General features: G+C 51.3%; 18 protein-coding genes. 10 read left to right on the top strand and 8 right to left on the bottom strand.

All coding sequences use genetic code 11. From position 1 onward, the window contains the following. Positions 1-21: 21 nt before the first annotated feature. The 6 genes from BLS62_RS01195 to BLS62_RS01220 all read right to left on the bottom strand — a co-directional run bounded on the left by BLS62_RS01195 (position 22) and on the right by BLS62_RS01220 (position 8,631). Complete coding sequence (locus BLS62_RS01195; protein ID WP_093175601.1) at positions 22-1,251, bottom strand: HAD family hydrolase; 1,230 nt, start codon at positions 1,249-1,251, stop codon at positions 22-24. Positions 1,252-1,293: 42 nt separating this feature from the next. Beyond that, positions 1,294-2,355 (bottom strand): LacI family DNA-binding transcriptional regulator, encoded by a 1,062-nt coding sequence (locus BLS62_RS01200; protein WP_093175606.1) that lies wholly within the window; start codon positions 2,353-2,355, stop codon positions 1,294-1,296. A 4-nt stretch (positions 2,356-2,359) separates the two neighbouring features. Further along, complete coding sequence (locus BLS62_RS01205; protein ID WP_093175611.1) at positions 2,360-4,462, bottom strand: ABC transporter ATP-binding protein; 2,103 nt, start codon at positions 4,460-4,462, stop codon at positions 2,360-2,362. Positions 4,463-4,473: 11 nt separating this feature from the next. After that, the gene (locus tag BLS62_RS01210; protein ID WP_093175616.1) at positions 4,474-5,598 is read right to left on the bottom strand and encodes an ABC transporter permease; all 1,125 of its coding nucleotides are present in this window, start codon (positions 5,596-5,598) and stop codon (positions 4,474-4,476) included. After that, entirely contained in the window at positions 5,598-6,602 is a 1,005-nt protein-coding gene (locus BLS62_RS01215; RefSeq protein WP_208990633.1) for an ABC transporter permease, read from the bottom strand. The genes BLS62_RS01210 and BLS62_RS01215 overlap by 1 nt, the downstream gene beginning before the upstream one ends. A 73-nt stretch (positions 6,603-6,675) precedes the next feature. Further along, complete coding sequence (locus tag BLS62_RS01220) at positions 6,676-8,631, bottom strand: ABC transporter substrate-binding protein (protein ID WP_093175620.1); 1,956 nt, start codon at positions 8,629-8,631, stop codon at positions 6,676-6,678. A gap of 394 nt (positions 8,632-9,025) precedes the next feature. Between BLS62_RS01220 and BLS62_RS01225 the strand changes: the two genes are divergently transcribed. The 5 genes from BLS62_RS01225 to BLS62_RS01245 all read left to right on the top strand — a co-directional run bounded on the left by BLS62_RS01225 (position 9,026) and on the right by BLS62_RS01245 (position 16,872). Continuing rightward, a complete protein-coding gene (locus tag BLS62_RS01225; RefSeq protein WP_093175624.1) occupies positions 9,026-10,054 on the top strand; it encodes a LacI family DNA-binding transcriptional regulator in 1,029 nt (342 codons plus the stop codon). A 9-nt stretch (positions 10,055-10,063) separates the two neighbouring features. Continuing rightward, complete coding sequence (locus tag BLS62_RS01230; RefSeq protein ID WP_093175628.1) at positions 10,064-12,574, top strand: glycoside hydrolase family 95 protein; 2,511 nt, start codon at positions 10,064-10,066, stop codon at positions 12,572-12,574. Positions 12,575-12,897: 323 nt separating this feature from the next. Continuing rightward, on the top strand, positions 12,898-13,680 hold the full coding sequence (locus BLS62_RS01235) for a ThuA domain-containing protein (protein WP_093175631.1): 783 nt from the start codon (positions 12,898-12,900) through the stop codon (positions 13,678-13,680). Continuing rightward, complete coding sequence (locus tag BLS62_RS01240; protein WP_093175634.1) at positions 13,680-14,750, top strand: Gfo/Idh/MocA family protein; 1,071 nt, start codon at positions 13,680-13,682, stop codon at positions 14,748-14,750. Before BLS62_RS01235 ends, BLS62_RS01240 begins: the two co-directional genes overlap by 1 nt. A gap of 433 nt (positions 14,751-15,183) precedes the next feature. Then, entirely contained in the window at positions 15,184-16,872 is a 1,689-nt protein-coding gene (locus BLS62_RS01245; protein ID WP_093175638.1) for a putative bifunctional diguanylate cyclase/phosphodiesterase, read from the top strand. On the opposite strand, the gene BLS62_RS01250 is transcribed toward BLS62_RS01245, so the two are convergent. Continuing rightward, on the bottom strand, positions 16,869-17,603 hold the full coding sequence (locus BLS62_RS01250; protein WP_093175642.1) for an MBL fold metallo-hydrolase: 735 nt from the start codon (positions 17,601-17,603) through the stop codon (positions 16,869-16,871). The two genes, BLS62_RS01245 and BLS62_RS01250, sit on opposite strands and share 4 nt — an antisense overlap. A gap of 265 nt (positions 17,604-17,868) precedes the next feature. Between BLS62_RS01250 and BLS62_RS01255 the strand changes: the two genes are divergently transcribed. Together BLS62_RS01255 and BLS62_RS01260 are read left to right on the top strand one after the other, a co-directional pair. Continuing rightward, positions 17,869-18,207, top strand: a complete 339-nt coding sequence (locus BLS62_RS01255) for an ArsR/SmtB family transcription factor (RefSeq protein ID WP_093175647.1) — start codon at positions 17,869-17,871, stop codon at positions 18,205-18,207. After that, a complete protein-coding gene (locus tag BLS62_RS01260; protein ID WP_208990635.1) occupies positions 18,204-18,665 on the top strand; it encodes an SRPBCC family protein in 462 nt (153 codons plus the stop codon). The genes BLS62_RS01255 and BLS62_RS01260 overlap by 4 nt, the downstream gene beginning before the upstream one ends. A 66-nt stretch (positions 18,666-18,731) precedes the next feature. On the opposite strand, the gene BLS62_RS01265 is transcribed toward BLS62_RS01260, so the two are convergent. Further along, complete coding sequence (locus BLS62_RS01265) at positions 18,732-19,631, bottom strand: alpha/beta hydrolase family protein (protein ID WP_093175652.1); 900 nt, start codon at positions 19,629-19,631, stop codon at positions 18,732-18,734. A 186-nt stretch (positions 19,632-19,817) separates the two neighbouring features. On the opposite strand from BLS62_RS01265, the gene BLS62_RS01270 reads away from it, so the two are divergent. From BLS62_RS01270 to BLS62_RS01280, 3 genes are all read left to right on the top strand, one after another. Further along, a complete protein-coding gene (locus BLS62_RS01270; protein WP_093175657.1) occupies positions 19,818-21,437 on the top strand; it encodes an alkaline phosphatase family protein in 1,620 nt (539 codons plus the stop codon). A 1,148-nt stretch (positions 21,438-22,585) separates the two neighbouring features. Further along, positions 22,586-22,939: a hypothetical protein gene (locus tag BLS62_RS01275; protein WP_093175662.1), complete on the top strand. Its 354-nt coding sequence runs from the start codon at positions 22,586-22,588 to the stop codon at positions 22,937-22,939. Between the two features lie 94 nt (positions 22,940-23,033). Further along, positions 23,034-24,752, top strand: coding sequence for a type I secretion system permease/ATPase (locus tag BLS62_RS01280; protein WP_348271854.1), 1,719 nt, complete (start codon positions 23,034-23,036; stop codon positions 24,750-24,752).

The raw sequence follows: 24,752 nt of genomic DNA on the forward strand, positions 1-24,752 counted from the left end.
TTCTCCAATATTTTTAATTAGTTACGCCTTGGCGTCGATATCAGCTAAAACATCCAGCAACTGGTGAGGAAGACCGATTGTGTAGTCCGGCACTTCATCTGCGTTGGCAGGGTTTTTCGGGTAACGCGGGGTCCAGTTGATCCAAACGGATGTCATGCCCAGTCGCTTTGCTCCGGCAATATCACGCTCTAGATTGTTACCAACCATTACGCATCCGCTATGGTCTTCCGGATCCAGACCCAGCAACTCAACAGCCTCCAGGAACATACGCGGATCGGGCTTTTGCACACCGACAGCTTCTGAAACAGAGCGGGCGTCAAACTTGTGCCAGAAATCCATCGCTTTATGGACGTTCTCGAAGCTCTCAACCAAACCATCAGCCACCAGAGCAACCATGTAGCCGCGCTCCTTCAACCAATCTACAAGCTTATCACCACCCGGAATTGGCACTGCGGAAAGAACGAGTTCACCTTCCACAAAGATCTGGGAACTTTCATCAATCAGCGTATCACCACTATCAAGGAAGACCGCCTTCACACCCTTCGCATCCTTGCGCAACTGCGCCAGAACGGAGCGCAGACGAGCCGGAACAGAAGCCTTCAACTCATCCCATGGCATAAGGTCAACGGTGCGCAGGTCAAATGCCTGATCGAAGCAGAAAGCTGGCTTGAATGCTTTGCTTTCCATGTACTTGCGCGCTACGTGATGATCGTAAGACTTCAGATCACCCAGTTCTGCTGCAAACATATCGGGAACCAGAATGGTCCCTTTGCCCGCGTTTTTACCGCAGCACAGAGTTGTTACAGCAAAGTTGGCCCGCAGAGTTTCAGAGGAAGCTGCAAAGGCGTGTTTTCCCGGCTCGGAACAAAGCGTTACACGTCCATCTTCAAGTGGTGTTTTGCGGTCCCATGTGTGCAGCTCACCGGCACAGCCATGTGCACTGCCTTCAACGCGCAACACATCACCAGCTTCACTTAAGTAAACCCAGATGTGCTCCAGCTCATAAAGGTGTTGAATGTCCCAATCCCACCAGATGGCATACTCAATCGCGACAGCCGCACCCTTCAACTTGATCTTGTGTGCGCTGGAAACAGACACACCATCCTGCTGATACAGCGTGTAACCTGCAGCAGTGGGTAGAAACGGCTCGTTGTCATCAAACCGGATGACCGGCGCATTATCGTGGACCAGTTTCGCGATATCTGCCGGTGTTGCCTCGGCAACAGACAAAGGGATTGCGGAAATATTCAATTTAAACTCCTTGTTCTTCTTATCTGGAAGAATGAATTGGCCTCAAGCGGCGGACGTAGATAGGGGCAAAGGCCCTTTGCGGGGATGAGCAACCGAACGCCGCTGTATCAGTTCAACAGGCTTCGTCTCGTGCAGACGTTTGCTCAGTGGGTCTCGGATTTTGTCTATGATGTGCCGTGCTGCCGTGGCTCCCATGTCAGCAATCGGTTGCTGAATGGTCGACAGTTGAGGCGTCATCACACTGCTGATGGGAATGCCGTCGTAGCCAAGAATGGAAATGTCCTCGGGAATGCGCAGACCGCGGTCAAAACAGGCGTGCATAGCACCAATCGCAGCAGTGTCCGTTATGGCAAACAGAGCCGTAATTTCTGGATGTGCATCCAGCAATTGTTTGGCGAGGGCATACCCGAGATCGTAACGGCGCAACTCCGATGGCTCTGGCAAATGCACGTTTCGGTCTATCTGATATTCCCGCGCAACCTCCAACAACCCACGCATACGCAAATTACCAACGCTATCCCGGCGCGGGTCATGGTCAAACTTGGTCGCGATAATCCCAATGTGTTTATGACCTAGTGCAACAAGGTAGCGCATACCGATGCGGCCCCCTTCAGTGTTGTCACAAACAACGAAGGATTCAGAGCGCCGTGCTGGCAGGATATCAACATAGACTGTAGGAATATCGTTTGATTGCAGCCGCTTAACATTCTTAAGCGTTTCAGCAGCAGAGTTTGAGGGCCGCACAATAGCGCCAGCCACTTGCATCTCAATCATGGTTTGGGTGTATTTGCGTTCCCGCTCGGCCTCACCACGCGTACAGCAAGAAAGAACCTTGAACCCCTCCGCCTGCAACGTTTTTTCAATGGACGCGTACAGCATGGTTGTGAATGGAGATCTCTGATTTTCCAGAAACAGGGCGACAAGGTTGGAATCCTGACGACGCAAAGACGTTGCCAGACGGTTGGGGCGATACCCCAACTCATCAATGACAGACTGAACTTTCTCGCGCGTTTCTTCCTTCACCCGCGTGTCGTCGTTCACCACACGAGAGACGGTTGCAGTTGAAACCCCGGCCTTTTCTGCGACGTCACGAATACTTGCCATGCCCTTAACCCGCCATCATCTCAATATTTTCCGTTGCGGTAATTTGAACCACATCCGGATGATGACAAGCAAGCATGTGATCTGTCCCAATCTCACCAAGAGCAGGGTCAGAACTCTCGCAAATGCTTGTGGCATAACGACATCTTGGCGCAAATGAGCACCCTTTTGGCAAGTTGGACGGATCAGGAACGTTGCCCTCCAAACGAATCCGCGTGTCTAGCGCGCCCTCAACTGGAATTGGTTCTAGAATCGCGCTCATCAACGCTTCGGTATAGGGATGCTTTGCCGCTTTGAAGATTGTTTCCGTATCCGCCAGCTCAACAATGCGGCCCGCGTACATAACCGCCACACGGTCACTAATATGGGCAACCACACTCAAGTCATGGCTGATGAAGAGGTACGTCAGGCCAAGCTCTTCCTGCAGATCCTTCAGCAGGTTGAGAATCTGCGCTTGAACAGATACGTCCAAGGCTGAAACTGCTTCATCTGCAATGATTACTTTAGGATACGGCGCAAGAGCACGGGCGATGCCAATACGCTGGCGCTGTCCACCACTGAAGGCATGCGGATAGCGTTTGAGGAATTCCTTGTCGAAGCCAATCTTCTCCATGACATCGAGTACGCGCTTTTCGATGTCTTTCTTGGTCTTCAGTTCCTGCCCGACCCGCAAGACTTCCGCGATAATATCATAGACCGCCATACGTGGGTTAAGGGAGGAATTCGGATCCTGAAACACCATGCGAATGTTGGTCCAGTACGGACGCAGCTGGCTGTCGGTTTTCTGCGTTAGCTCAACCGTTTCATTCTCTGGTCGGAACAAAACTTTGCCCGTGGTTGCTTTGTGAAGGCCGATGATGGTCTGCCCGAGAGTGGACTTGCCACACCCAGATTCACCAACAAGGCCAAGCGTTTCACCGCGCCAGATCTTCAATGACACGTCATTGAGAGACCGAACTGTGCCGCTATGCCGGTTGAAGAAGCCAGACCGGATTGGGAAATGTTTACTAACGCCCTGAAGCTCTAAAATTGGGTCTTCGGAGCGATCAATCTGGTTGGGAACGTGAAGCGCGTCTTCTTCCTGCGTGACTGGTGCTAGCAAGGGAACCAACTCCGCTTTTGCGCCGAAGGCATGACAGCGAACACTTTGCACATCGCTAACGGCAGTCAGCTCTGGCAGGCTCTCATTACACACGCCTGCAACAAAGTGGTCGCAGCGATCTTGAAACTGGCAGCCCTTGGGTCTGTTGTGCAAGCTTGGCACCACACCGGGAATAGCATTCAAGCGCGCGCGCCGTTTCCCATCCGTGTGCGGCAATGATGCCAGAAGGCCTTGGGTATACGGGTGCTGCGGATTGGTGAGGATCTGTTCAACAGGTCCCTGCTCCACCACGTTGCCCAGATACATGATGACGACTTCATCGGCGATATCAGCGACCACACCCAAATCATGGGTGATGAACAACATGGACATGTTGCGGGTCTGTTGCAGCTCGCGCATCAGGTCCAGAATAATCGCCTGCGTGGTTACATCCAGCGCGGTGGTTGGTTCGTCGGCAACCAGCAAACGCGGGTTACAAATGAGCGCCATGGCAATCATAGCCCGTTGGCGCATGCCGCCGGAAAGCTCGAAGGTATAACTGTCAAACCTATCTGCGGCAGAAGGTATACCCACCAGTCGCAGCATCTCGATGGCCTGAAACTTAGCTTCCGCCTTGGTCAGATTCGTATGCCAACTCAGCACTTCAACAATCTGGTTGCCTATCGTGTAGAGCGGCGACAGCGATGTCATCGGCTCCTGATAGATCATCGAAATCTCGTTGCCCTGAATAGCGCGAATGTGCTTGGCATTGGCGGGCCCTTCAGCCAGGTCCAATATCTCGCTAGACATCTGGGTGTACTCAATCTTACCGCTCTCGATCGCAGCGTGATTATCCAAAATACGCAGTAGCGCCTTTGCGGTTACGGATTTACCGCAGCCGGATTCCCCAACAAGACAGACCGTTTTTCCTTCGGGAATGGAAAAACTGATGTTGTCGAGGGCGGTGACCTTGCCATCGTCTCCAGTGAAGGAAACGCTGAGATCCGTAACGTTAATCATCGATTTCATAATGTCCTCCCTCACTTTGAGTAGGGATCGGCAGCATCGCGCAAACCGTCACCAAAGAAGTTAAGTGCAAGCACAGCAATCACCACCATCACACCTGGCCAGAACAGCCATGGAGCGTTGGCGATGGAGTGAATGTTTTGCGCTTCTTGAAGAAGAACACCCCAGCTGACCACGGGTTGGTGCAAACCAATGCCAAGGAAAGACAGAGACGTCTCCGCTACAATCATTCCCGGAATGGCAAGCGTCACAACCGCAATGATATGGCTGATGAAACTTGGCACCATGTGGCGCACCAGAACACGAGGGACTGAACAACCGTCTAAGCGGGCCGCCTTTACAAAGTCCTCCGATTTGAGCGAGATAAATTTGCCGCGCACCACACGAGCCAGACCTGTCCATCCGATGATGGAAAGAATAACTGTGATCAGAAGGTATGTTTGCAGTGGTGGTGTATCTGGCGGAATAGCGGCTGCCAGACCGATCCAGAGCGGAATGCTTGGCAAGGACTGTAAAAACTCCACGACACGTTGTGTCATGGTATCAACCCAACCGCCGAAGTAACCTGAGGCTCCGCCGATCAACACGCCGAGCACAAGGCTGAGTGTCACACCGACAAGACCAATGGTCATAGAAACGCGGGTGCCGTGAATGGTCCGGCTCAACACATCGCGGCCAAGGCGATCAGCTCCCAGCAGAAACATGCGGTCCCGTTTTTTGACAGGTCCGAAGAGGCGACGTTCTCCTGGAATAAAGCCAAACATCTTGTAGGGTTTGCCTTTGACGAAGAAGCCAAGTTTCACCACACGGCGCGGATCTTCAACAAACGTGCGACGACCAGAGTTGTAGTCAATCTTTGAGCGATACCCCAGCACATGCGGTTGGAACACAGTGCCTTCTTTGGTCTCCAACAACCAATGGATGCTCTGTGGCGGCGCATAGGTGTTGCGCACACTAAAATCATTGGGGTCATGAGGGGCGAGGAATTCTACAAACACCGCAATCAGGTAAATCAGCAAGGTGATTATACCACCAAGCATGCCCAGTTTGTGCTTGCGGAACCGGCGCCACATCAAACGCCACTGGCCTTCATAGGCTTTGGAACTGACCGGAGTTCCGGTAATCTCAACAGCGCTCATCATAGGCCTCCACTGTTAAACTGGCGGCGAATGCGTGGGTCAAGCCAAGCCAAAAGAATGTCAGAGAACAAGGTTCCCAGCACCGTAAGGAAGCTGAGGAACATGATAAGTGCAGCAGCTAGATACATATCTTCCTGACGCAAAGCATCCAGCAACAACGGGCCAGTTGTTTGCAGGCCGAGTACGATGGAAACGATGGTGGAGCCAGATACGATCTGTACAAACAGCTCATTCAGGCTCGACACGAACGGGTTCAAGGAGTGACGCACGGGGTACTTGGTCAACACCCAATACTCTGGCATGCCTTTGGCACGGGCGGTCACAACATACGGGCGATGCAACTCATCCAGCAGGTTGGCGCGGATGGTGCGGATCACGCTGGCTGTTCCCGCTGTGCCAAGCACAACCATCGGGATCCAGATATGGCTCATCAGATCGCCAAACCGGGCGAAAGACCATGGAGCATTAACGTAATCTGGTGAGAACAGGCCACCAACGCTCTGCCCAAAGTAGCGGAAAGACATGTACATCAAGACAAGTGCGAGAAGGAAGTTCGGTACGGCGAGGCCGATAAAACCGAAGAAGGTGGCAACATAGTCACCAAGGGAATATTTGCGAACGGCAGAGAAAATGCCAACCGGGATGGCAACAGTCCAGATGAACGCCATGGAAAAGACAGAGAGCAAAGTCGTCATGCCCAGGCGGCCCCAGATAAGCTCCTCCACGGGCAATTCATAGCTGAACGAGCGCCCTAAATCTCCATGGACAACAATCTTCCAGATCCAGTCAAAGTATTGAGCCATAACGGACTTGTCCAAGCCGTATAGCTTCCGCAGACCATCAGCCTCGACAGCTGTGATGTAGTCTCCATCAAGTGAAGCCTCAAGCACCATTCGGTCAATAAAGTCTCCGGGCGGCAGCGTGATCACCAAAAACGCGACGAGAGAAATCGCGAGTAGGGTCGGGATCATCAGCAGGACCCGTTTGACAACAAACATTCCCATTTACAGCAGATATCCTAGTTGAAAGGCTCTGCCCCTTCGCAAGTAGAAGGGGCAGATTGGGTCTGGCTATCGATTACTTCTTGGAAGGATCGATGTAGAAGCTGGAGAAGTTCACCGGAGCAGGCCCCGGGTACAACCAACCTTCCAGCAACGTATCTGGAACGTTACGCAGTTTGTTGCTGATGGAGCGGAAGCCACCACCCGGCAATGCGATGCCCATGCTCAGGAAGTTATCTGCAGAAAGCTGCATAAATTCTTCCATCAACGCAGTCTGTTCATCACCCACCTTGGTTGGCACCAGATCAGTAATCTCAAACATACGCTTGACGCCTGCAGGCGGCTCGGTTGGGACAACGCCTTCGCGAACGACTGCGTCGGCATTTATCTTCAGATCATGCCAAGCATCCCAGCCTTCCCAGTTGCCATGCTCTTTGAAGTTGGTGAGACGCTCAAGGTTCACCAGTGGGAACTGACCACAGCCGTTCTCACCTACCCAGATTGTGATCTCCTTTTCCTGGCTCATCAATGACGCCATGTGGATCTCATCACTGGCCACGCTTACCACCACTTCAAGACCCAGCTCCTGCCAGTCTTTCGCGATGATCTGCATCATATCCACCCAATCAGGACGGAAGCCTTGGTTCACATGAACAATGAATTTGAACGGCTTACCATCTGGACCAAGGCGTTTTCCGTCGGGACCCATAGGCAGGATCTTGTCGAGATGTTCCGCTGCCAGCTCAGGGTCATACTGGGTGTACTGACGCGCCAGCTGTTCATTGTAGTACGGAGATTCCGGACGTGGGCTAACCTGAAACGGCTCGCCTTGCCCCAGATACACAGCATCAATGATCAAGTCACGATCCATGGCGAGAGACAAGCCAATGCGGAAGTCCTTGCTCTGGAACACCTCAGCTTTTGTAGGATTAGGATGGTTCATGGCAAACATGAACTGAGCGCTGTTGTAGTTACAGCTGTTTGCAGTAACCAGACGGTATCCGCCACGTTTTTTGTTATCAAAGAAAACGGAACGGTTTGGCGGTGTCGAAATGTTGCGTGGAGAAATGTCCACTTCGCCCTGAATGGTCTTCAGCAGTGCAACTTCCGGATCTTTCGCCAGTACCCATGTGCGTTTGTCGATGTATGGCAACTGGTTACAAGCGCTATCGACTTTCCAGTAATACGGGTTGCGCTCAAATGTGAAGCGCTCTTTACCCAGAAACGATTCCTTTGGCATCCATGCCAGCATGGTTGGACGGCTCGGGTCGTTATGCTCTGCGTTTTTGCCGTATGTGCCGATGCGGCCAAGCCACCACTTGCCGAAGTTTGCTTCACCCGCATCTGCCATCATTTTGGCAACGCCATCCGGGTTCAGATCCTTCATGAAATCTTTGACGTAATGTTCAGCAAACTGCACGATGCGCTGGCCATATGGGGATGCCATGTCCAACATGAACACGCCGTTTGGCTTGCTCCAGGAGAAGCGGATGGTCGTGTCATCCAGAGCTTCAACTTTGGCTTCTTCCCCGCCAACGATGAACATCTTGCGAGGACCCTTTGGGTTAATCTCGCGGTTGGTTTCGATGTAATCCCACCAGAACTTAATGTCATTGGCAGTAAATGGTTTGCCGTCAGACCACTTCAAACCATCACGTAGTTTGAAGGTGTAAGATTTTGCATCGGCGGAAATATCCCAGCTTTCCGCAATGTTTGGCAATACTTCAGATCCATCCGGGCTCCAACGCACCAAAGGATCGTAACCATACCGGCGGTAATCACCAACTCGAGAACCGGCATAAATGTCGGTCATCTCGCCGCCGTACATGCCGATGCCCTCAATCCCCTCAACAACGAGTGGATTAGCCGGCAAACGGTCGGCAACAGCTGGCAGACCAGACATCTGATCCAGAGCAGGTGCTTGGTTGTAGGCTGTACATTGGTTGGCAGAAGCTGCGCTAGATGCAGCCACAACTGCCAGCGCGCTCACTGTTCCGGTAAAAATGACCTGCCGGCTACGTTTCAAATTCATTGCAAAATCCCTCCGCAAGCTTTGTGTAAAGAGTACGAATGACGGCGCGTCACTGTAATCCTTTTCACTTTTTTGCTCAAATATGTGACACGGCTATGACAAATACCCGTCTCATATTATTGCTTGCCAGCAGGTCTCCTCCCATGCCGACATCCTCATGAAACCTACATAAATCCCAGAATTGCAACAGTTATGACTTCCAATTCTTCTTGTTACACCCCGAAAATTAGTATAAACACATATTTGTTAGCCTAAGAATGCAAAGGTGTAACGTTTACATATTTTTGGCTTCGTTTTTTCATGACCGTTTTATGAAGAATTGATTCATAGAGACCCACATTACCTAATATATGAGCGTTACATAATAAATTGGGCAGGCGAGGATTTTTTTGAGATGACTGATATTCGTCGTGTAGCAGCGGTCGCTGGCGTATCTACGGCCACAGTTTCGCGCGTCGTAAACAACACTGGCCCTGTCAATGCCAAGACGCGCGAAAAGGTCCAGCAGGCCATTTTGGAGTTGGATTACCGCCCTAATAAAATGGCAAGTAGTCTGCGCCAGAAAGAGTCTCGCATCGTCGGTATTTTACAGACCGATCACACAACCCATTTCAGTTCCCTGTTTGCAGATGCAGCGGAAGACACTCTGTTCAACCACGGCTTCACCACCATCATGAGCAACACGTATGGTGAGCGCGCTATAGAAAAAGAGCAGATCGAATTTCTGTTGGATATGCGCGTTGGCGGCGTATTATTGCGCCCCTTTAAAGACACCACACATATTCCCTCTGTTTTTGACCGGCTTGGGAAAGCGAATGTGGCGTGTGTGCTGGTAGAGAGCTATCCGGTTGATCCGCTGCAGTTTCATACCAACCTCAACAATGCGCAGGGCGGACATCTGGCGATCACTCATCTGCTGGAATTGGGGCACCGCTCTATCGGCGTTCTGCTCCCCTTTGAGCCATGGCACACAGAAGGTCCGCATGATCAGCGTCTCACCGCAGTTCATCGCGCCGTTGCCAAATGCCCCACACCCGTTGATTTGCACATCAAACGCCACAACACCAAAGATCAAGTTGCCTTCGGGTATGAGGCTGCTCGTTCACTTTTACAAAACAACCCTCAAATCACAGCTCTCTTTGGAACAACAGATCTTCTTGCTGCAGGGGCACTCCATGCCGCCCAAGAGATGAACCTGTCTGTTCCCTCAGACCTCTCGATCATTGGGTATGACGACAGTTATGTCGCCTCCTCCATGCATCCTCGTCTGACCACGGTTTCTCAACCCATTGACGCGCTGGGAGAAGCCACAGGGAAACTGCTCGTATCCATCATAGAACAACCCACAATCCCACCACGGTCAGTTTCCATTTCCAACATTTTGAAGGTTCGGGACAGCACTGGACCTGCTCGCACGATTTAGGACATCTACATGCCGATTACTGATTTATTTCCTGAAACAGACCCCGCCCTCACTTTGTGGTACGACACGCCTGCCGCCCATTGGAACGAGGCGCTTCCGCTTGGAAATGGCCGCCTTGGCGCGATGGTCTATGGCGAACCGCTTAACACCCGCATTCATTTGAACGAAGACACGCTGTATTCCGGCGAACCAACCCGCATTTACCCTGTTCCCGAGATTGCAGGCCAGATCGGTCACGTGGAGAAGCTACTCAAAGATGGCAAGCTCTTTGAAGCGCAAGAGTTTGTGCGCCAGAACTGGACCGGCAGACAAGGGCAAGCCTATCAGCCCGTTGGCAATCTCTTCCTCACCATGGCAGATCAAAGCCCCGTCAAGACCTATCGCCGTGCGCTGGATATTCGCCGCAGCTTGCACCTTGAGTCTTTTGAGCAAAACGGTACAACCTTTGAACGGACAAGCTTTGCCAGCTTCCCGGACAATGTGATTGTCATTCGCCTCACAGCAAGCCAAGCTGGCGCTTTGTCCTTCAGCCTTCGTTATGACAGCCCGCACCCGACCTGCCGCACAACACAGGAAGCAGAGAACACCCGCTTGCATCTGCGCGGTCAGGCTCCTGCGTTCACCAGCAGCCGCGTGATTGAGCGGATCCAGCACGACGACGAACAAGACCGAAACCCTGAAATCTTCGGCACAGATGGCAAATTGCGCCCGTTCGCTGAAAATGAACAGGACGGGCATCGCGGCGGCATCGTTTACAGCGAAGATGGTCTTGGCGAAGGCACCTATTTTGAGGCTGGCCTTTCCGTCGAACTAGAAGGCGGCACACTGCGCACTGAACTCGGTGAATTGCACATTGAAGGTGCAACCGCAGTCACAATTCGCCTTGCCATGGCAACAAGCTTCAATGGCCCGGACAAAAGCCCAAGCCGAGACGGGAAAGACCCGGCCCCAATCGTCAGAAACGCATTGGAAGCAGCGGGCGCAATTTCCTACGCCGAGATATTCCAAAGGCACACGGACGATGTACTGCAATTGTTTGACCGCGTATCACTCAAGCTAGGCAATGCCCAAGTGCCAGATCTGCCAACCAGCACACGATTGGAGCAGTTTCAGACCAAGGGCGATCCTGCTCTTGCATCGCTGCAATTCCAATATGGCAGATACCTTCTGATTGCGTCTTCCCGTGCTGGCTGCCAACCGCCAAACCTGCAAGGCATCTGGAACAATCTGCGCCGTCCTCAATGGTCCTCCAACTACACCATGAACATCAATCTGGAGATGAACTACTGGCCCGCAGAGACCACCGCACTGTCTGAACTGCATGAGCCTTTGTTCATGCTTATTGAAGAGCTTGCTGTTTCAGGGGCTCGCACTGCAAAGAAGATGTTCAATGCTCCGGGTTGGTGTGCATTCCACAACACCACGATCTGGCGCGACAGCGTACCCTCCCCGTCCGATCCTGCCTCGGCTTTCTGGCCGATGGCTGCGGGTTGGCTGCTCTCTCACATGTGGGAGCATTTCTTACATACGGGCGACAAGGTCTTCCTGAAAGAGCGGGCTTATCCGCTTATGAAATCCGCCGCTGAGTTTTACGAATGGTGGCTCTGCGAAAACAAGGATGGGTATCTGGTGCCAAAAGTCAGCACCAGTCCGGAAAACCGGTATCTGGATGAGGACGGTCACGTCATCACCGTGGATCAGGGCAGTACCATGGATTGCGCCATCATCCGCGAGACCTTCACCAACACAGCAGTTGCTGCGAAATTGCTGGGCCTAGACGACAAGCTGGCAGACAATCTGGAAGCCAAAGCCGCAAAGCTACTGCCTTATCAGATTAGCGCGCAGGGAGGGGTGCAGGAATGGTCTCAGGACTTCAAAGAATTCATGCCAACTCATCGCCACCTCTCTCATCTCTATGGTCTGTTCCCCTGTGATCAGATTGGCAAAGATACCCCTGACCTGCTCAATGCCTCAAAACGTACGTTGGAAACGCGCGGCGATATTGCAACCGGCTGGAGCATGGGTTGGAAAATCTGTTTGTGGGCCCGCGTTGGGGATGGCGACCATGCCTATAAGATCATCCATAACATGTTCAATCGCGTGGAGAACGAAGCGCCGAAGAGCGAAAACGGTGGCCTTTACGGCAACCTTATGATCGCACATCCGCCGTTCCAGATTGACGGTAACTTTGGCTATACGCGCGGCGTTGCCGAAATGCTGATGCACTCGACCAAAACCGGCATTGAACTTTTACCGGCCTTGCCATCCAAATGGGCTGACGGAGAGGTTAAAGGTCTGCGTGCGCGTGGTGGGTTTGAAGTGGACATGAGCTGGCAAGATGGCAAGCCGACGGCTGCGACTATTCTCAGCCATCACGGTGGAGACCTGAAGGTGATCAGCAAACACGCATTTGCAGGCTCAAACTTCGATCAGGATCTGCAGATCCATGTGGCAACGCAAAAAACGGAGGTTGGCGAGACGTTGACGCTTCGTTTTGAAAGTGTTTCTGCTCATGCATAGCCTATAAAACACCCAGGAAAATGGCTTGGCTCGTTAAGAAACTGCAACAAATACCTTGTAGTTACTTGGAGCCATTCCAGGGTTCTTAAGGAATTGGGTGCACCGCAACATATGTTTCGGTGAATTTCTTGATATTTCATTGGCATTTCATACCAAGGTTGAAGCACAGTCAGAGGCAACCGCGTTCTGCGGTCCCAAAACGCGATCACATCGCACCAAAAAACCTTACATTTCCGTAGCCTTCCTCGCAGGGGAGGACTTTTCCTTATGACAGTTTTGTCTGGTCACGGGCAAAACCTTCCAGCTTTTACTGAGAGACGCCAATGATCAAGACCATTGTGTGGGGCGAAAACGTCCACGAGCAAAAAAATAAAATTGTTGCTGATATTTACCCCGGTGGGATGCACAGCCACATTGCAGCTGCCTTGAACAAGGACCCGCAAATTTCGGCGGAAACAGCGGTTCTTCAAGACCCGGAACATGGCCTGAGCGAAGAACGCCTTGCCGACACTGATGTTTTGATCTGGTGGGGACATGCAGCGCATGGTGATGTCTCCGACGAGGTCGTAGAACGTGTATGCAATCGCGTTTGGGGCGGCATGGGCATGATCTTCCTGCATTCTGCCCACTTTGCAAAACCATTCAAGCGTCTGATGGGCGCTCCGTGTAACCTGACTTGGCGCGAAGCTGGCGAGCGTGAGCGTCTTTGGGTCACATCCCGCAATCACCCGATCACAGCAGGTATTCCTGACAGCTTTGAGCTGGAAAACGAAGAGATGTACGGCGAACCGTTTGGTGTGCCGGAACCATTGGAAACAGTCTTCATCAGCTGGTTCCAGGGCGGTGAAGTGTTCCGCTCCGGCCTGACTTATAAACGCGGTGCCGGCAACATCTTCTATTTCCGTCCCGGCCACGAGACCTACCCAACCTATCACAATGAGCTGGTTCAGCGGGTGATCTCCAACGGCGTGAAATGGGCCCACAACCCGTTGCCGAAAATTGCAAATCCAAATGCAGCGCCTAACGTACCGACCGAGCAGGCACCGGAGAAGATTGAAGAGCGCGGTCCGCGTTTGCATCAGGCAGGTGAAGAGGGCTTCCGCTAATGCGTCTTGTAATTGTTGGCACAGGCGGCATGGCAAACAGCCATGCCCGTAAATTTGGCGAACTTGACGGCGTGGACATCGTGGGCGGTGTAGACCGGTCCGAAGACCGCCTCAGCGCCTTTTGCGACGAGCACAACATCCCTAATCGTTTCACCTCTTTGGAAGAAGCCATTGCATGGGGTGAGTTTGATGCCGTCGCAAACGTAACACCGGATGCCGTGCACCATCCAACCACAATGCCGCTTCTGACAGCGGGCAAACACGTGTTTTGCGAAAAACCGCTGGCGAGCAACTATGCGGACGCAAATGAAATGGCCACTGCAGCGGAACAGGGCGGGCTGATCAACATGGTCAATCTGTCTTACCGCGACGTATCTGCTTTACAAAAAGCACATGAGTTGATTGCTGCAGGTGAAATTGGTGAGGTTCGCCACTTCGAAGCCTCCTATCTGCAAAGCTGGCTCACCCAACCGGCCTGGGGTCATTGGGACAAGGAAGACAGGTGGCTCTGGCGCCTTTCAGAAGAGCATGGCTCTCTTGGTGTTCTGGGAGATGTGGGTATTCACATTCTGGACTTTGCCGGCTTTGCCATTGGCGCGTCCTACCAGTCCATCTCCTGTAACCTGAAGACCTTCGACAAAGCTCCCGGCAATCAGATTGGCGACTATAAGCTCGATGCCAATGACAGCTTTACCATGATGGCGGAAACGTCCTCTGGCGCTATTGGTGTGGTTCACGCAAGCCGGTTTGCGTCCGGACATATGAATGATCTTCATCTTCAAGTCCACGGCACCAAGGGCGGCATCAAGGTCACCAACACAGGCGATCTGGGTGAGTTGTTCGTTTGCTCTGGAACAAATCTTGAAAAAGCAGAGTGGCAGCAGGTCGAACTGGCACCAACGCCAAACAACTATCGTAAGTTTGCTGAGGCTGTGATGTCTGCTGTGAATGGGCATCCGACTTTCCGCCATGCGGCGAATCTTCAGCAAGTTCTGGACCTTGCTGTTGAGAGCAACAAGGATAAGGGACGCAGGGATATCCCCAAATCTACGCAGTTGCAGGACGCTTAATCAACAGGGGGAGCCCATGCTTCCCCTTTTTTTTATCCGCAGCGCACGCGTGTAGTGCACTGATAAATCATGGATAAAAACAGAATTTATGGTCTACTTATATAATTTGACGTATATATTATTTTTCATTTAATAGAAAAATTTTCACCCTCTTCACTAAGGCAAGTTCATATAACAATTCAAATATAAGTAAAACTTACGCATCCTACCTGCATCAACCTGTATTACTAATACGCAACCTATATATTCAGTATAATATCTATTAAATACACAAGTTTACATTTATTTACCCATCAAATTACTCATAGATGAAATATTAACGCTAATTATAGCTAAATTTTCATACTTGATATCTGTGGTGAACCATTGCACTTACATTACGCATTAATTATTGAGTGCATGAAAAATTATTTCTAGCCATCCCGAGGGTATTGTGTTCGTTTCCCCTGATCTTCTGTCAGTTGCAGTAGAGCAATGTGCTGAAACCATCATGGTTGCAGACCATGAGGGCACTATTGTTTATGTGAATTCACAGTTTGTGAAAACCACTGGATACACGGCTGATTACGCGCTCGGGCGTCATCTGGGCTTTCTGCGTTCCGGCAAAACACCTCGTAAAATCTTTGTTGAACTTTGGGCCGCTCTGGAAAAAGGGGAAGCCTGGGAAGGCGAATTCATCAGTCGCCGCAAAGACGGTTCAGAATACGTCGAACATTCCAGAATTTCACCTATTGAGTGGGAAGGTGGCGACCCAAGCACCAGTTACTATCTGGCGATCAAAAAAGACATTACCGCAAAAAAGCAAAGCGAAGAGGATCTGTCCAAACTCGCTTACACCGACTCATTAACCGGCCTGCCAAACCGTATTTTGTTCCAACAGGAACTTAATGAGGCCGTTTCTGCAGCCCAAGCTGACAGGAGCCAGTGCGCACTTCTTTATATGGATCTCAATCGCTTTAAAGAGATAAACGACACCCTTGGACATGATGCCGGTGATCAGATTCTTTGTGAGGCTGGCAAACGCTTCCAAAGTGCCCTGGATGGCCGCGGACTGCTGTCACGCCTGAGCGGTGACGAATTCGTCATCCTGCTGCGCGATACGACGAGCACCCAGGCAGAGGCCATGGCTCAACGCCTGCAAGAATCCCTGGAAGCACCCGTTGAACTGGGTGATCAGAAGCCTGCTCTTTCTGTCAGCATCGGCATCGCGCTTTCGCATTTGTCTGGGTCCACCAGCAATACCATGTTCAAACATGCCGATATCGCAATGTACCATGCTAAGTACAACAGCCTTGGCTACAGCTTCTACACCTGCCAGATGGAAGAAGCTGTTGTCCGTAAAGTTTTGATCTCTGATAAGTTGACGACAGCACTTGAAGAGGGCAACCTGCACCTTCATTATCAGCCCATTATTGAGCTGAAATCGGAGAAGCTTTCCGGCGTGGAAGCTCTGCTGCGCTGGTATGATCCTGATCTGGGCCCAATCTCACCGGCTGAGTTTATTCCCATTGCTGAATGCCGGAACATGATTGAAGACATTTCTGATTGGTTGCTGAGAGAGACAGCAGGTCAATATCGCAAATGGCTCTCGGAAGGCTTCGAGTTTACCGGACGTATTTCCATCAACCTGTCAGAGCGGGAACTGGCGAAGGCTAATCGTGTTGATGACATTCTGTCTCTTTTGGCGCAACTGGGCGTACCGCCGGAGATCTACGAGATCGAGTTGACCGAATCCGCCTTCATCAACGACAAGGGCTTCACCCAGCAAAATCTGGATGCTCTGGCTTGTGCGGGCATGATTATCGCTATCGATGATTTTGGAACCGGGCACTCTGCCCTCTGGCAATTGCGCACCCAGAAGGTCGACAAGCTCAAGATTGATCACAGCTTCATCCACAAGATGGAAGCGGATAAAGCAACACGGGATATCGTTGAAGCGATCACCGCCATGGCGAGCTTGCTGGACCTGAAAGTCATCGCTGAAGGCGTCGAAAACCAGCACCAGGTCGAGCTGCTGAAAGATATCAAGTGTTACTATGCGCAGGGCTATCACTTTGCCAAACCACTCTGCGCGCAGATGTTTGCAGAAGGCTGGCTTAGCAAAGCACGGGCCGTGGCTTAAACTTCTGTCAATGTGAGATCAAACGCACGCCCGTCCTCACCCAATGAGAAGTCCGGATAGGGCATGATCGCCTCAGCAACGGCAGTCCGCGATGCAGCGTCGATGTGGTACAAAACCCACCTGCTGCCCGCCTTTCGTTCCAGCGGCTTTATATCGGCCCATGACCCATGACCATTGGCGGCAACCATGTACTCACATTCCAGAAATGCCAGATCAGCCTGAGCTGCAAACTGCTCCCCTTCTGCGGAAAGCAATCCGTCTCCGGAATAGAAAATCTGGCTGCGATCACTCGTGATGAACAGGCTGCGATTGGAGACAGAATGAGTGCTTGGTGTTGTTACAGCTTTCCAAGGCCCAATCTGCGTCAGCTCCTCCGCATCTTGCCAATGCAACTCATAGCCCAGATCTTTCTCTGGCCAGTAAGCAAACTCCATTAGCTGAAACAAGGCCTTGTGCTGCGCGGCTTGGCGGATAATCACCAGTGGTTTCTCGCGCTTCCTGGATTTCATGAAGTTCAGCAGAGTAGTCAAACCAAGGCAATGGTCCGGATGGCAGTGCGAAATGTAGATCGTTGAGATGTCGTCAGGTTTCATGCCATGCGCAAACAAGGCCTGAGGCACAGTTGGACCGCAATCAATCAGCAGCGTAAAATCATCTTCCGTAATGAGCAACGATGAATTGATTTTGACCGGGTCATACGCATCTCCGCAACCCAACATCTTCACGCGCATCACTTAGCCCCCAATATCTCTCTGTGTGATGTATCTTTCATAGTGTAGAGAGCTAAAACAATCAAAGATTAATCAGGCAAATAATTGCGTTTCAATGCTGCGATATACGCCGATAATTATAGGCAGCCCCAATTTTTTTCTCCGCGCCTCATGGAGAATACAGATCAATCCCGTTTGTAATAGGAAGCTCCATTTTGCGGAGATCAGCATGTTGACAGTCTTGCAAAATACATTTAACTATTTTGTTAATTAAACAAACGATGAAATGATTATGCAAACAAACTTACCTGATGTGTTTGGAGCTTTGGCAGACCCAACTCGCTTTGCCATTATCGAGCGCCTCCTTAAGGAGGGAGACTTGCCAGTTGGTGACTTGGCAGAGCCGTTCGCCATGTCCGCTCCGGCCATATCCCGCCACATTAAACTGCTGGAAAACGCAGGTCTCATCGAGCGACGCGTTGAAAAGCAATGGAGGGTTTGTGCTTTGAAGAAAGAACGCTTTGCAGACCTGCATGACTGGATTGAACGCTACCGGGCTTTTTGGAACACCAGCTTTGATCGCCTGGAAGTATTGCTCGACAAACAGCAAGGGGACAACAAATGACGGCAGCCGATACGATAGCAACCGAAGCCACCACACTGCGCATGACCCGCGATTTCAAGGCATCACCCCAAAAGGTATATGACGCCTGGACTGACCCTAAAATGCTCGTGCAATGGTGGGGGCCGGAAAGTGTAACGGTCACAGAATGCAATATGCAGGTGAAAGTCGGTGGTGATTGGGCCACAACAATGACCTCTCAGGAAACCGGAAATACATTCACCCATTCCGGCATCTACAAGGTACTAGATCGTCCCAACCACCTCTGTTTTTCTTGGGGTTGGATCAATGAGGGTGTACGCGGTCATGAAACCGATGTTGACGTAACCTTTGAGGCGATTGAAGACGGCACCCGCATGACCATGGTGCAAAAAACCTTTGCCGATGCAGAACAAACCCAAAACCACAATCAAGGTTGGAGCTCCAGCTTCAACGACCTTCAGCGCTTTTTGGAAGCTTAACGCAACTCAACGCCGCCAAGTCATCCAGCCGCACAGGTCAATGCGGCTGGTACTATATGCTGGCTGTTAAAGTCGTTCTTCAAACCAGCCCAGGATAGCTGGCATCACCTGTTCATCAATCATGGCGGGGCCATCGAACGCACCCCAGGCATGACCCGTTTCTAATGTCACCAGTTTTTCTTCGCCCTGATGGTATTTCAGCCAGGCTTCACCAACAGCTGGTTGCGGTGTGATCAAAGCGTCCTTTAGTCCCATGATCACCAACAGCGGTCCATCATAATTAGCTGCTGCGGCAAGTGGACTGGTGAGCGGCATCTCCTGATAGAACCGCGCCTTCAAAGTGGTATCAACACCCCATGGAAGAGTTCCTGTGATCAGCTCTTCAGGATCAGCTGCCAGAGCTTTCTCCATCAAAGGTGCACCAAAGATCTGGCCATATGTCGAAAGAGGAATTGTAGCCGGCGCCATGAGCACAACAGCATCCAGATCCGGGCGCTCAGCTGCTGCATGACTTGCAACCAACCCGCCCTGACTCCATCCAATCACACCGACTTTGGACCCTGCAAATTCCTCTTGAGATTTCACCCAGTCAATTGCGGTGACCGCATCAGAGATCTGACCAGAGAACGTCGTATCCTCCCATTTACCGTCACTTTCCCCCGAACCACGAAAATCTATACGGAGCGACGCAAAGCCGGCTTCAGCCAATTGACGCGCTATACGCGAAAAAACGCCTTCGTCTGTGCCACTTACGGAAAGTTCGTCTCTATACCCGGTAAAGCCGTGCAACATAACAACGATAGGCGGATTAGCTTTTTCTGGCGTTTCCAAGGTCGCAACGATATTCTGGTTTCCCGCAGGAATGGTAAGAGTGCGCTCCTCAGCAGATGCACCTTGAGTAAGTACAGCCCCCATAAAACAAGAGCCAATTATACCCAATTCAATAGCTTTTTTAAGCAACGTCATTATAATCACAATCTCCCAAAGTCATCAAATTTCTAAACAGAATCAACAGGCGCAGTATAACCAGCAAATTTTACTCAGCAATAATTGAAAGACCCAATGCTATTAGGGCAAAAACATCTGGAGGCCTCTTGCTATATCTATGCCAACTAGGGGATTATACCTCGGCTATTCAGAGAGGTTCGGGAGATGGGCGACAAGCGCAATGTGCTATGGATCATGTGTGATCAGCTACGGTTTGATTATCTGAGCTGCTACGGACATCCGCACTTACAAACGCCAAACATCGACAAGCTGGCAGAACGCGGAGTGCGTTTTAACCGCGCTTATGTTCAATCTCCCATATGTGGCCCCTCCCGTATGAGCTTTTATACGGGTCGGTATGTCCGGTCACACGGCAGCACATGGAATGGTATTCCCCTCCGTGTCGGCGAACCAACGCTTGGTGATCATCTGCACGAAATTGGTGTTCGTACTGTTCTTGTCGGCAAGACACATATGCGCGCCGATACCGAAGGCATGGCCCGCCTTGGAATTGCGGCAGAAAGCTTCATCGGCGCCCGCGTTGCTGAATGCGGATTTGAGGTATTTGAACGCGATGACGGCTTGCATCCCGACGGCCCCTACGGTGCGAACCCAGCATACGATAGCTATTTGAAGGCTGAGGGATATGACGGGCCAAACCAATGGGAAAACTGGGCAAATTCCGCTGAAGGGGAAGATGGTGAAGTCTTATCCGGTTGGTTATTGGGGCACGCAGATAAGCCAGCCCGCGTAAATGCAGAGCACGCAGAAACACCTTATATGATCAAGCGCTTCAAAGACTTCGTTGAAGTCGCAGGCGATCAACCCTGGTGTGTTCATCTTTCGCTCATCAAACCACATTGGCCTTATATCGTCCCTGCGCCTTACCACGATATGTACGGTGCGGATGATGTTATTCCCGCCATACGCTCACAGGCCGAACGGGAGAATCCGCACCCTGTGTTTGGTGCCTTTATGGGCGAGCGCGTTTCCAAAGCTTTCTCCAATGACAAGACCCGCGCCAAAGTCATTCCCGCCTATATGGGCCTGATCAAGCAGATCGACGACGAGATCGGTAAGCTGATGGAGTACCTTGAGGAAAAAGGCCTGCTGGAAAATACCATGGTGGTCTTCACCTCCGATCATGGGGATTATCTGGGAGATCACTGGATGGGTGAGAAGGAACTCTTCCATGAGCCATCCGTCAAGATCCCATTGATTGTGGTCGATCCGCGCGCTGAAGCCGATTGCACACGCGGAACCGTCAATGAAGACCTTGTTGAAGCTATTGATCTCGCTCCAACTTTCGTTGAATTCTGCGGTGGCACACCAAAGTCGAACGTTCTTGAAGGGCGCTCACTGCTCCCTCTTCTGGAAAGCCTAGAGCCAGTCGAGTGGCGCGAATTTGCAATCAGTGAATACGATTATTCAATGCGCAATGCTCGTATGGAGCTTGGTTTGCCAGTCGCGGACTGCCGCCTTGCCATGATCACAGATAAACACTGGAAATTTATTCATGCAGAAGGCATGAGGCCCATGCTGTTTGACCTTCAGCAAGATCCCACTGAACTTCAAGACTTAGGTGCAAACCCAAATTACGCAGCAGAACGCGAACGCATGAGCGAAGCCTTGTTTGCATGGTACCGAAAACACCACACCCGCATCACCATAACCGACAAACAGATTGCTGCAAACGCAGGTAAAGAACTGCAAGCTGGCATTCTAATCGGCTATACGGATGAGGAAGAAGTGGAAGAAACCAAGCACCAACAAGGCCTTAGTTGAACTGTTGAAATGAGGAGGGTTCAAATCGGCCGGCAAACAAAGGCTGATGCATTCCCCTATGAACAGACTACACAGCCGCGATGACGGTCTGAAACTTGCGTGAACAGGGCCTTTGCAACTCACCTCAAATAACTTGGCAACACCTTCTTAACTCAGACGCCCAACCCTGAACCAGGGGTTGAATTCGGCCACGTACCATCCTCTGAGGTAACGAAGAACGCCACAATTGCGGTCGTGATTGTGGCGTTCTTCACATCAAATTCTTTCCATACCCGTGAATTTTGGGGTCTATTCACGACTTCAATTACCCTTGATTTGAGGTCCGCATGCCATGATCTCATCACTTTTAGGGTAGAGATATGACCAATACGGCACCTACAGGAATATTTTTCACCTAAAATGAACAAAATTTTCAATTTATTTTGATTGACACAACAATGTGTGCGGTATGCAAAATAAGCATTCAGGTAAGTTACTCAAACGTAAGGCGAATTTGCTAGCTAAATTTTTAGATAAGATAAATGAAATATGCACATAGTATTTATATAACGACAATTTGCTTATACCTAGAGTTGAAAAACAACTAAACATTGGGATAACATTTATTCTATAACTAAGAGCATGAAATACTACGCCACATTTACACCACAATTAAGGCCAAATATTGAACACAGATCAGATCACCTCCCAAGGAGGGCTTATGTAACTGGTAGTTTTATCAAATCTGAAATATATATTCGGAGTAGAATGATGAAACCAATGCAAGTTATGCATAAGGGATTTGTTCGAAACTCTAGGTCACTGGAGTTCGTTGGGTGGCACTGATACGTTACTCTAAACGTTGATCGCTATGAGGCATGCTCTTAGGAGCATTTAGCGAAGCTGGGAGGCTAGGCTATGACTTATTATCGTAGTGTAGACATGCATACGGAATGCGGCATTAGCAGCGTTCGTGTGTGCCCAAGTATACTTCCATAACGACCAAACCGACTTGGGCTAAGGCCTTTACTAACTACACATCAAGTGTAGCTTGTTAAGTCCCCTTACCCACCAGCGGTATCACACCAACAATTCAACTTTCATTGCCCTGGGCTTTTCCGGGAGCGGTGGAGCACGTTTAACCATATGTGTCTGAAAGGGATATTGACATGGGCTGGTGGAATCCATTCAAAGCAATCGCAAACATTGTAACTAAAGCTGTGAGCACAATTATTGAGGCTGTCTCCGACGCGTTTGGCGAGCATGAGCTGGGCCAGAAGATCGCAGGTGTATTTGAAGCTGTGGTCGACACAATCGTTGATGTTGTTGTTGATATAGCCATGGGGGTTGCCACGTCGACCCCCGTTCAAGCTGTGATTAGCGTCATTACCGACATCGCTGAAGGGGCAAAGGACGTTTACGACGCTCTGAACCCAGCTGAAAGCGCTGTTGAAGTTGCCGCAACCGATGCTGGCGTGCTGGAAAGCACTGCTGACTACGGTTCAGACGACATGCTGATGTAATCAGACCGGTCCGGGCGCTATCAATTAGGTGATAGTGCCCGGACCAACCAGCACCAGAACAAAAGTTTCCAAAAACAATATGCTGGAGGGTAACTTGGCTAAGCGGTCACAAGAGCACACACCATACATCTCCAACGCCTTTCGCAGGCTCTATTCTGCGTTTTGGGGGATCGGTGGCATCAGCATGTTGATCAACCTGCTGATGTTGACGGGTCCCCTGTTCATGTTGCAGGTGTATGATCGCGTTCTGTCCAGCAGTTCTGTGCCGACCCTTGTTGTTTTGAGTGTTTTTGTAGCTGTTCTTTACGTTTTTCTTGGTTTGCTGGAAGGCTTGCGGAACCGCGTTCTGCTACGCATCGGCCAAAGAGTTGACGAGCAACTTTCCGGTTTGGCCTTTGAAGCTTCCACCCGCATTCCGGTAACGCTAGGCGCGGAAGGCGAGCGGACCCGGCCTGTCACCGATTTGGATACCATTCGTCAGTTTCTGTCCGGTTCGGGACCATCTGCCATCTTCGACATGCCATGGATGCCGCTGTATCTCGCCATCATATTCATGTTCCACCCTCTGCTCGGCTTCACTGCCATGGGCGGCGCGTTGGCGATTTGTATTCTGATGGCGCTGAACGAGCTGTCTTCCAGACGCCCTGCGCTGGAGACTGCTATCGAGTCTGGTCGCAGAACCTCGCTTGTTGAGATATGTCGGAGAAACTCTGAAAGCATCGAGGCCATGGGTATGATTGATACCTTGCGCGAGCGGTGGGAAGACGGAAACGACACCTACTTGGGCAAGCAACGGAAAGCCTCTGACCGGTCCAACATCTTCACAACCATGATCAAAACCCTGCGGTTCATGTTGCAGTCCGGCATCTTAGGTTTGGGTGCATGGTTGGTGATCCAGCAGGAAGCCTCTGCTGGCGTGATGATCGCCTCCTCCATTATGACCGCACGTGCCTTGGCTCCGGTTGAGCAAGCCATCGCCAACTGGCGCGGGTTTGCCGCGGCACGGATCGGCATGGCCCGTCTCAACGAAGTGTTTAAAACTCATGCGCCTGCTGAGGAGCGGGTTGAGTTGCCTTTTCCAGAAAAATCCCTCGTGGTTGAGCGTTTGTTTTGCGGACCAATAGCCTCCTCTGATCCCTTCGTGAAGGACATCTCACTGGAGTTGAAGGCGGGCGATGGCCTTGGCATTGTTGGGCATTCAGGCTCTGGCAAATCCACCCTCACACGGGCGATGGTTGGCATCACTCCTTCCCTGAAAGGGTCTGTCCGGTTTGATGGGGCTGAGTTGGACCAGTGGAGCATGGCAGACCGTGGTGACTTCATCGGCTACTTGCCACAGGACATCCAGTTGTTTGACGGCACCATTGCCGAGAACATTCAGCGGTTCAAAGACGAAAAAGAGACTGACAAACTGATTGCTGCGGCACGCATGGCAAACGTCCACGACCTGATTGTGAGTTTGCCGGACGGCTACAACACCGTTATCGGCGCGTCTGGCAACGGCCTTTCCGGTGGCCAGCGCCAGCGGATTGCTCTGGCGCGGGCGCTTTACGGTAACCCGTTCCTGATTGTGCTGGATGAGCCGAACTCCAATCTGGATGCTGAAGGGGAAGCCGCGCTCACCAACGCCATTCACCAAATGCGTGAGGCTGGGTCCATCGTCATTGTCGTGGCGCACAGACCAGCGGCAACGTCCGCCGTGGATCAGATCCTTCACATGCGTGAGGGGCAGCTACGGGATTTTGGCCCAAAAGACAGAATTATGAAGCAGGTGATCGCACCACTTCACAAAAAGCCGCAGGAGGTCGCTTGA

It is taken from the genome of Pseudovibrio sp. Tun.PSC04-5.I4 (assembly GCF_900104145.1).
In the GTDB taxonomy this organism is placed as follows: Bacteria; Pseudomonadota; Alphaproteobacteria; order Rhizobiales; family Stappiaceae; genus Pseudovibrio.

Coding starts and splice junctions, on each gene's coding strand:
- BLS62_RS01200 (WP_093175606.1), bottom strand. CDS start 2,355: ATGGCAAGTATTCGTGACGTCGCAGAAAAGGCCGGGGTTTCAACTGCA.
- BLS62_RS01205 (WP_093175611.1), bottom strand. CDS start 4,462: ATGAAATCGATGATTAACGTTACGGATCTCAGCGTTTCCTTCACTGGA.
- BLS62_RS01210 (WP_093175616.1), bottom strand. CDS start 5,598: ATGAGCGCTGTTGAGATTACCGGAACTCCGGTCAGTTCCAAAGCCTAT.
- BLS62_RS01215 (WP_208990633.1), bottom strand. CDS start 6,602: ATGGGAATGTTTGTTGTCAAACGGGTCCTGCTGATGATCCCGACCCTA.
- BLS62_RS01220 (WP_093175620.1), bottom strand. CDS start 8,631: ATGAATTTGAAACGTAGCCGGCAGGTCATTTTTACCGGAACAGTGAGC.
- BLS62_RS01225 (WP_093175624.1), top strand. CDS start 9,026: ATGACTGATATTCGTCGTGTAGCAGCGGTCGCTGGCGTATCTACGGCC.
- BLS62_RS01230 (WP_093175628.1), top strand. CDS start 10,064: ATGCCGATTACTGATTTATTTCCTGAAACAGACCCCGCCCTCACTTTG.
- BLS62_RS01235 (WP_093175631.1), top strand. CDS start 12,898: ATGATCAAGACCATTGTGTGGGGCGAAAACGTCCACGAGCAAAAAAAT.
- BLS62_RS01240 (WP_093175634.1), top strand. CDS start 13,680: ATGCGTCTTGTAATTGTTGGCACAGGCGGCATGGCAAACAGCCATGCC.
- BLS62_RS01250 (WP_093175642.1), bottom strand. CDS start 17,603: ATGCGCGTGAAGATGTTGGGTTGCGGAGATGCGTATGACCCGGTCAAA.
- BLS62_RS01255 (WP_093175647.1), top strand. CDS start 17,869: ATGATTATGCAAACAAACTTACCTGATGTGTTTGGAGCTTTGGCAGAC.
- BLS62_RS01260 (WP_208990635.1), top strand. CDS start 18,204: ATGACGGCAGCCGATACGATAGCAACCGAAGCCACCACACTGCGCATG.
- BLS62_RS01265 (WP_093175652.1), bottom strand. CDS start 19,631: ATGACGTTGCTTAAAAAAGCTATTGAATTGGGTATAATTGGCTCTTGT.
- BLS62_RS01270 (WP_093175657.1), top strand. CDS start 19,818: ATGGGCGACAAGCGCAATGTGCTATGGATCATGTGTGATCAGCTACGG.
- BLS62_RS01275 (WP_093175662.1), top strand. CDS start 22,586: ATGGGCTGGTGGAATCCATTCAAAGCAATCGCAAACATTGTAACTAAA.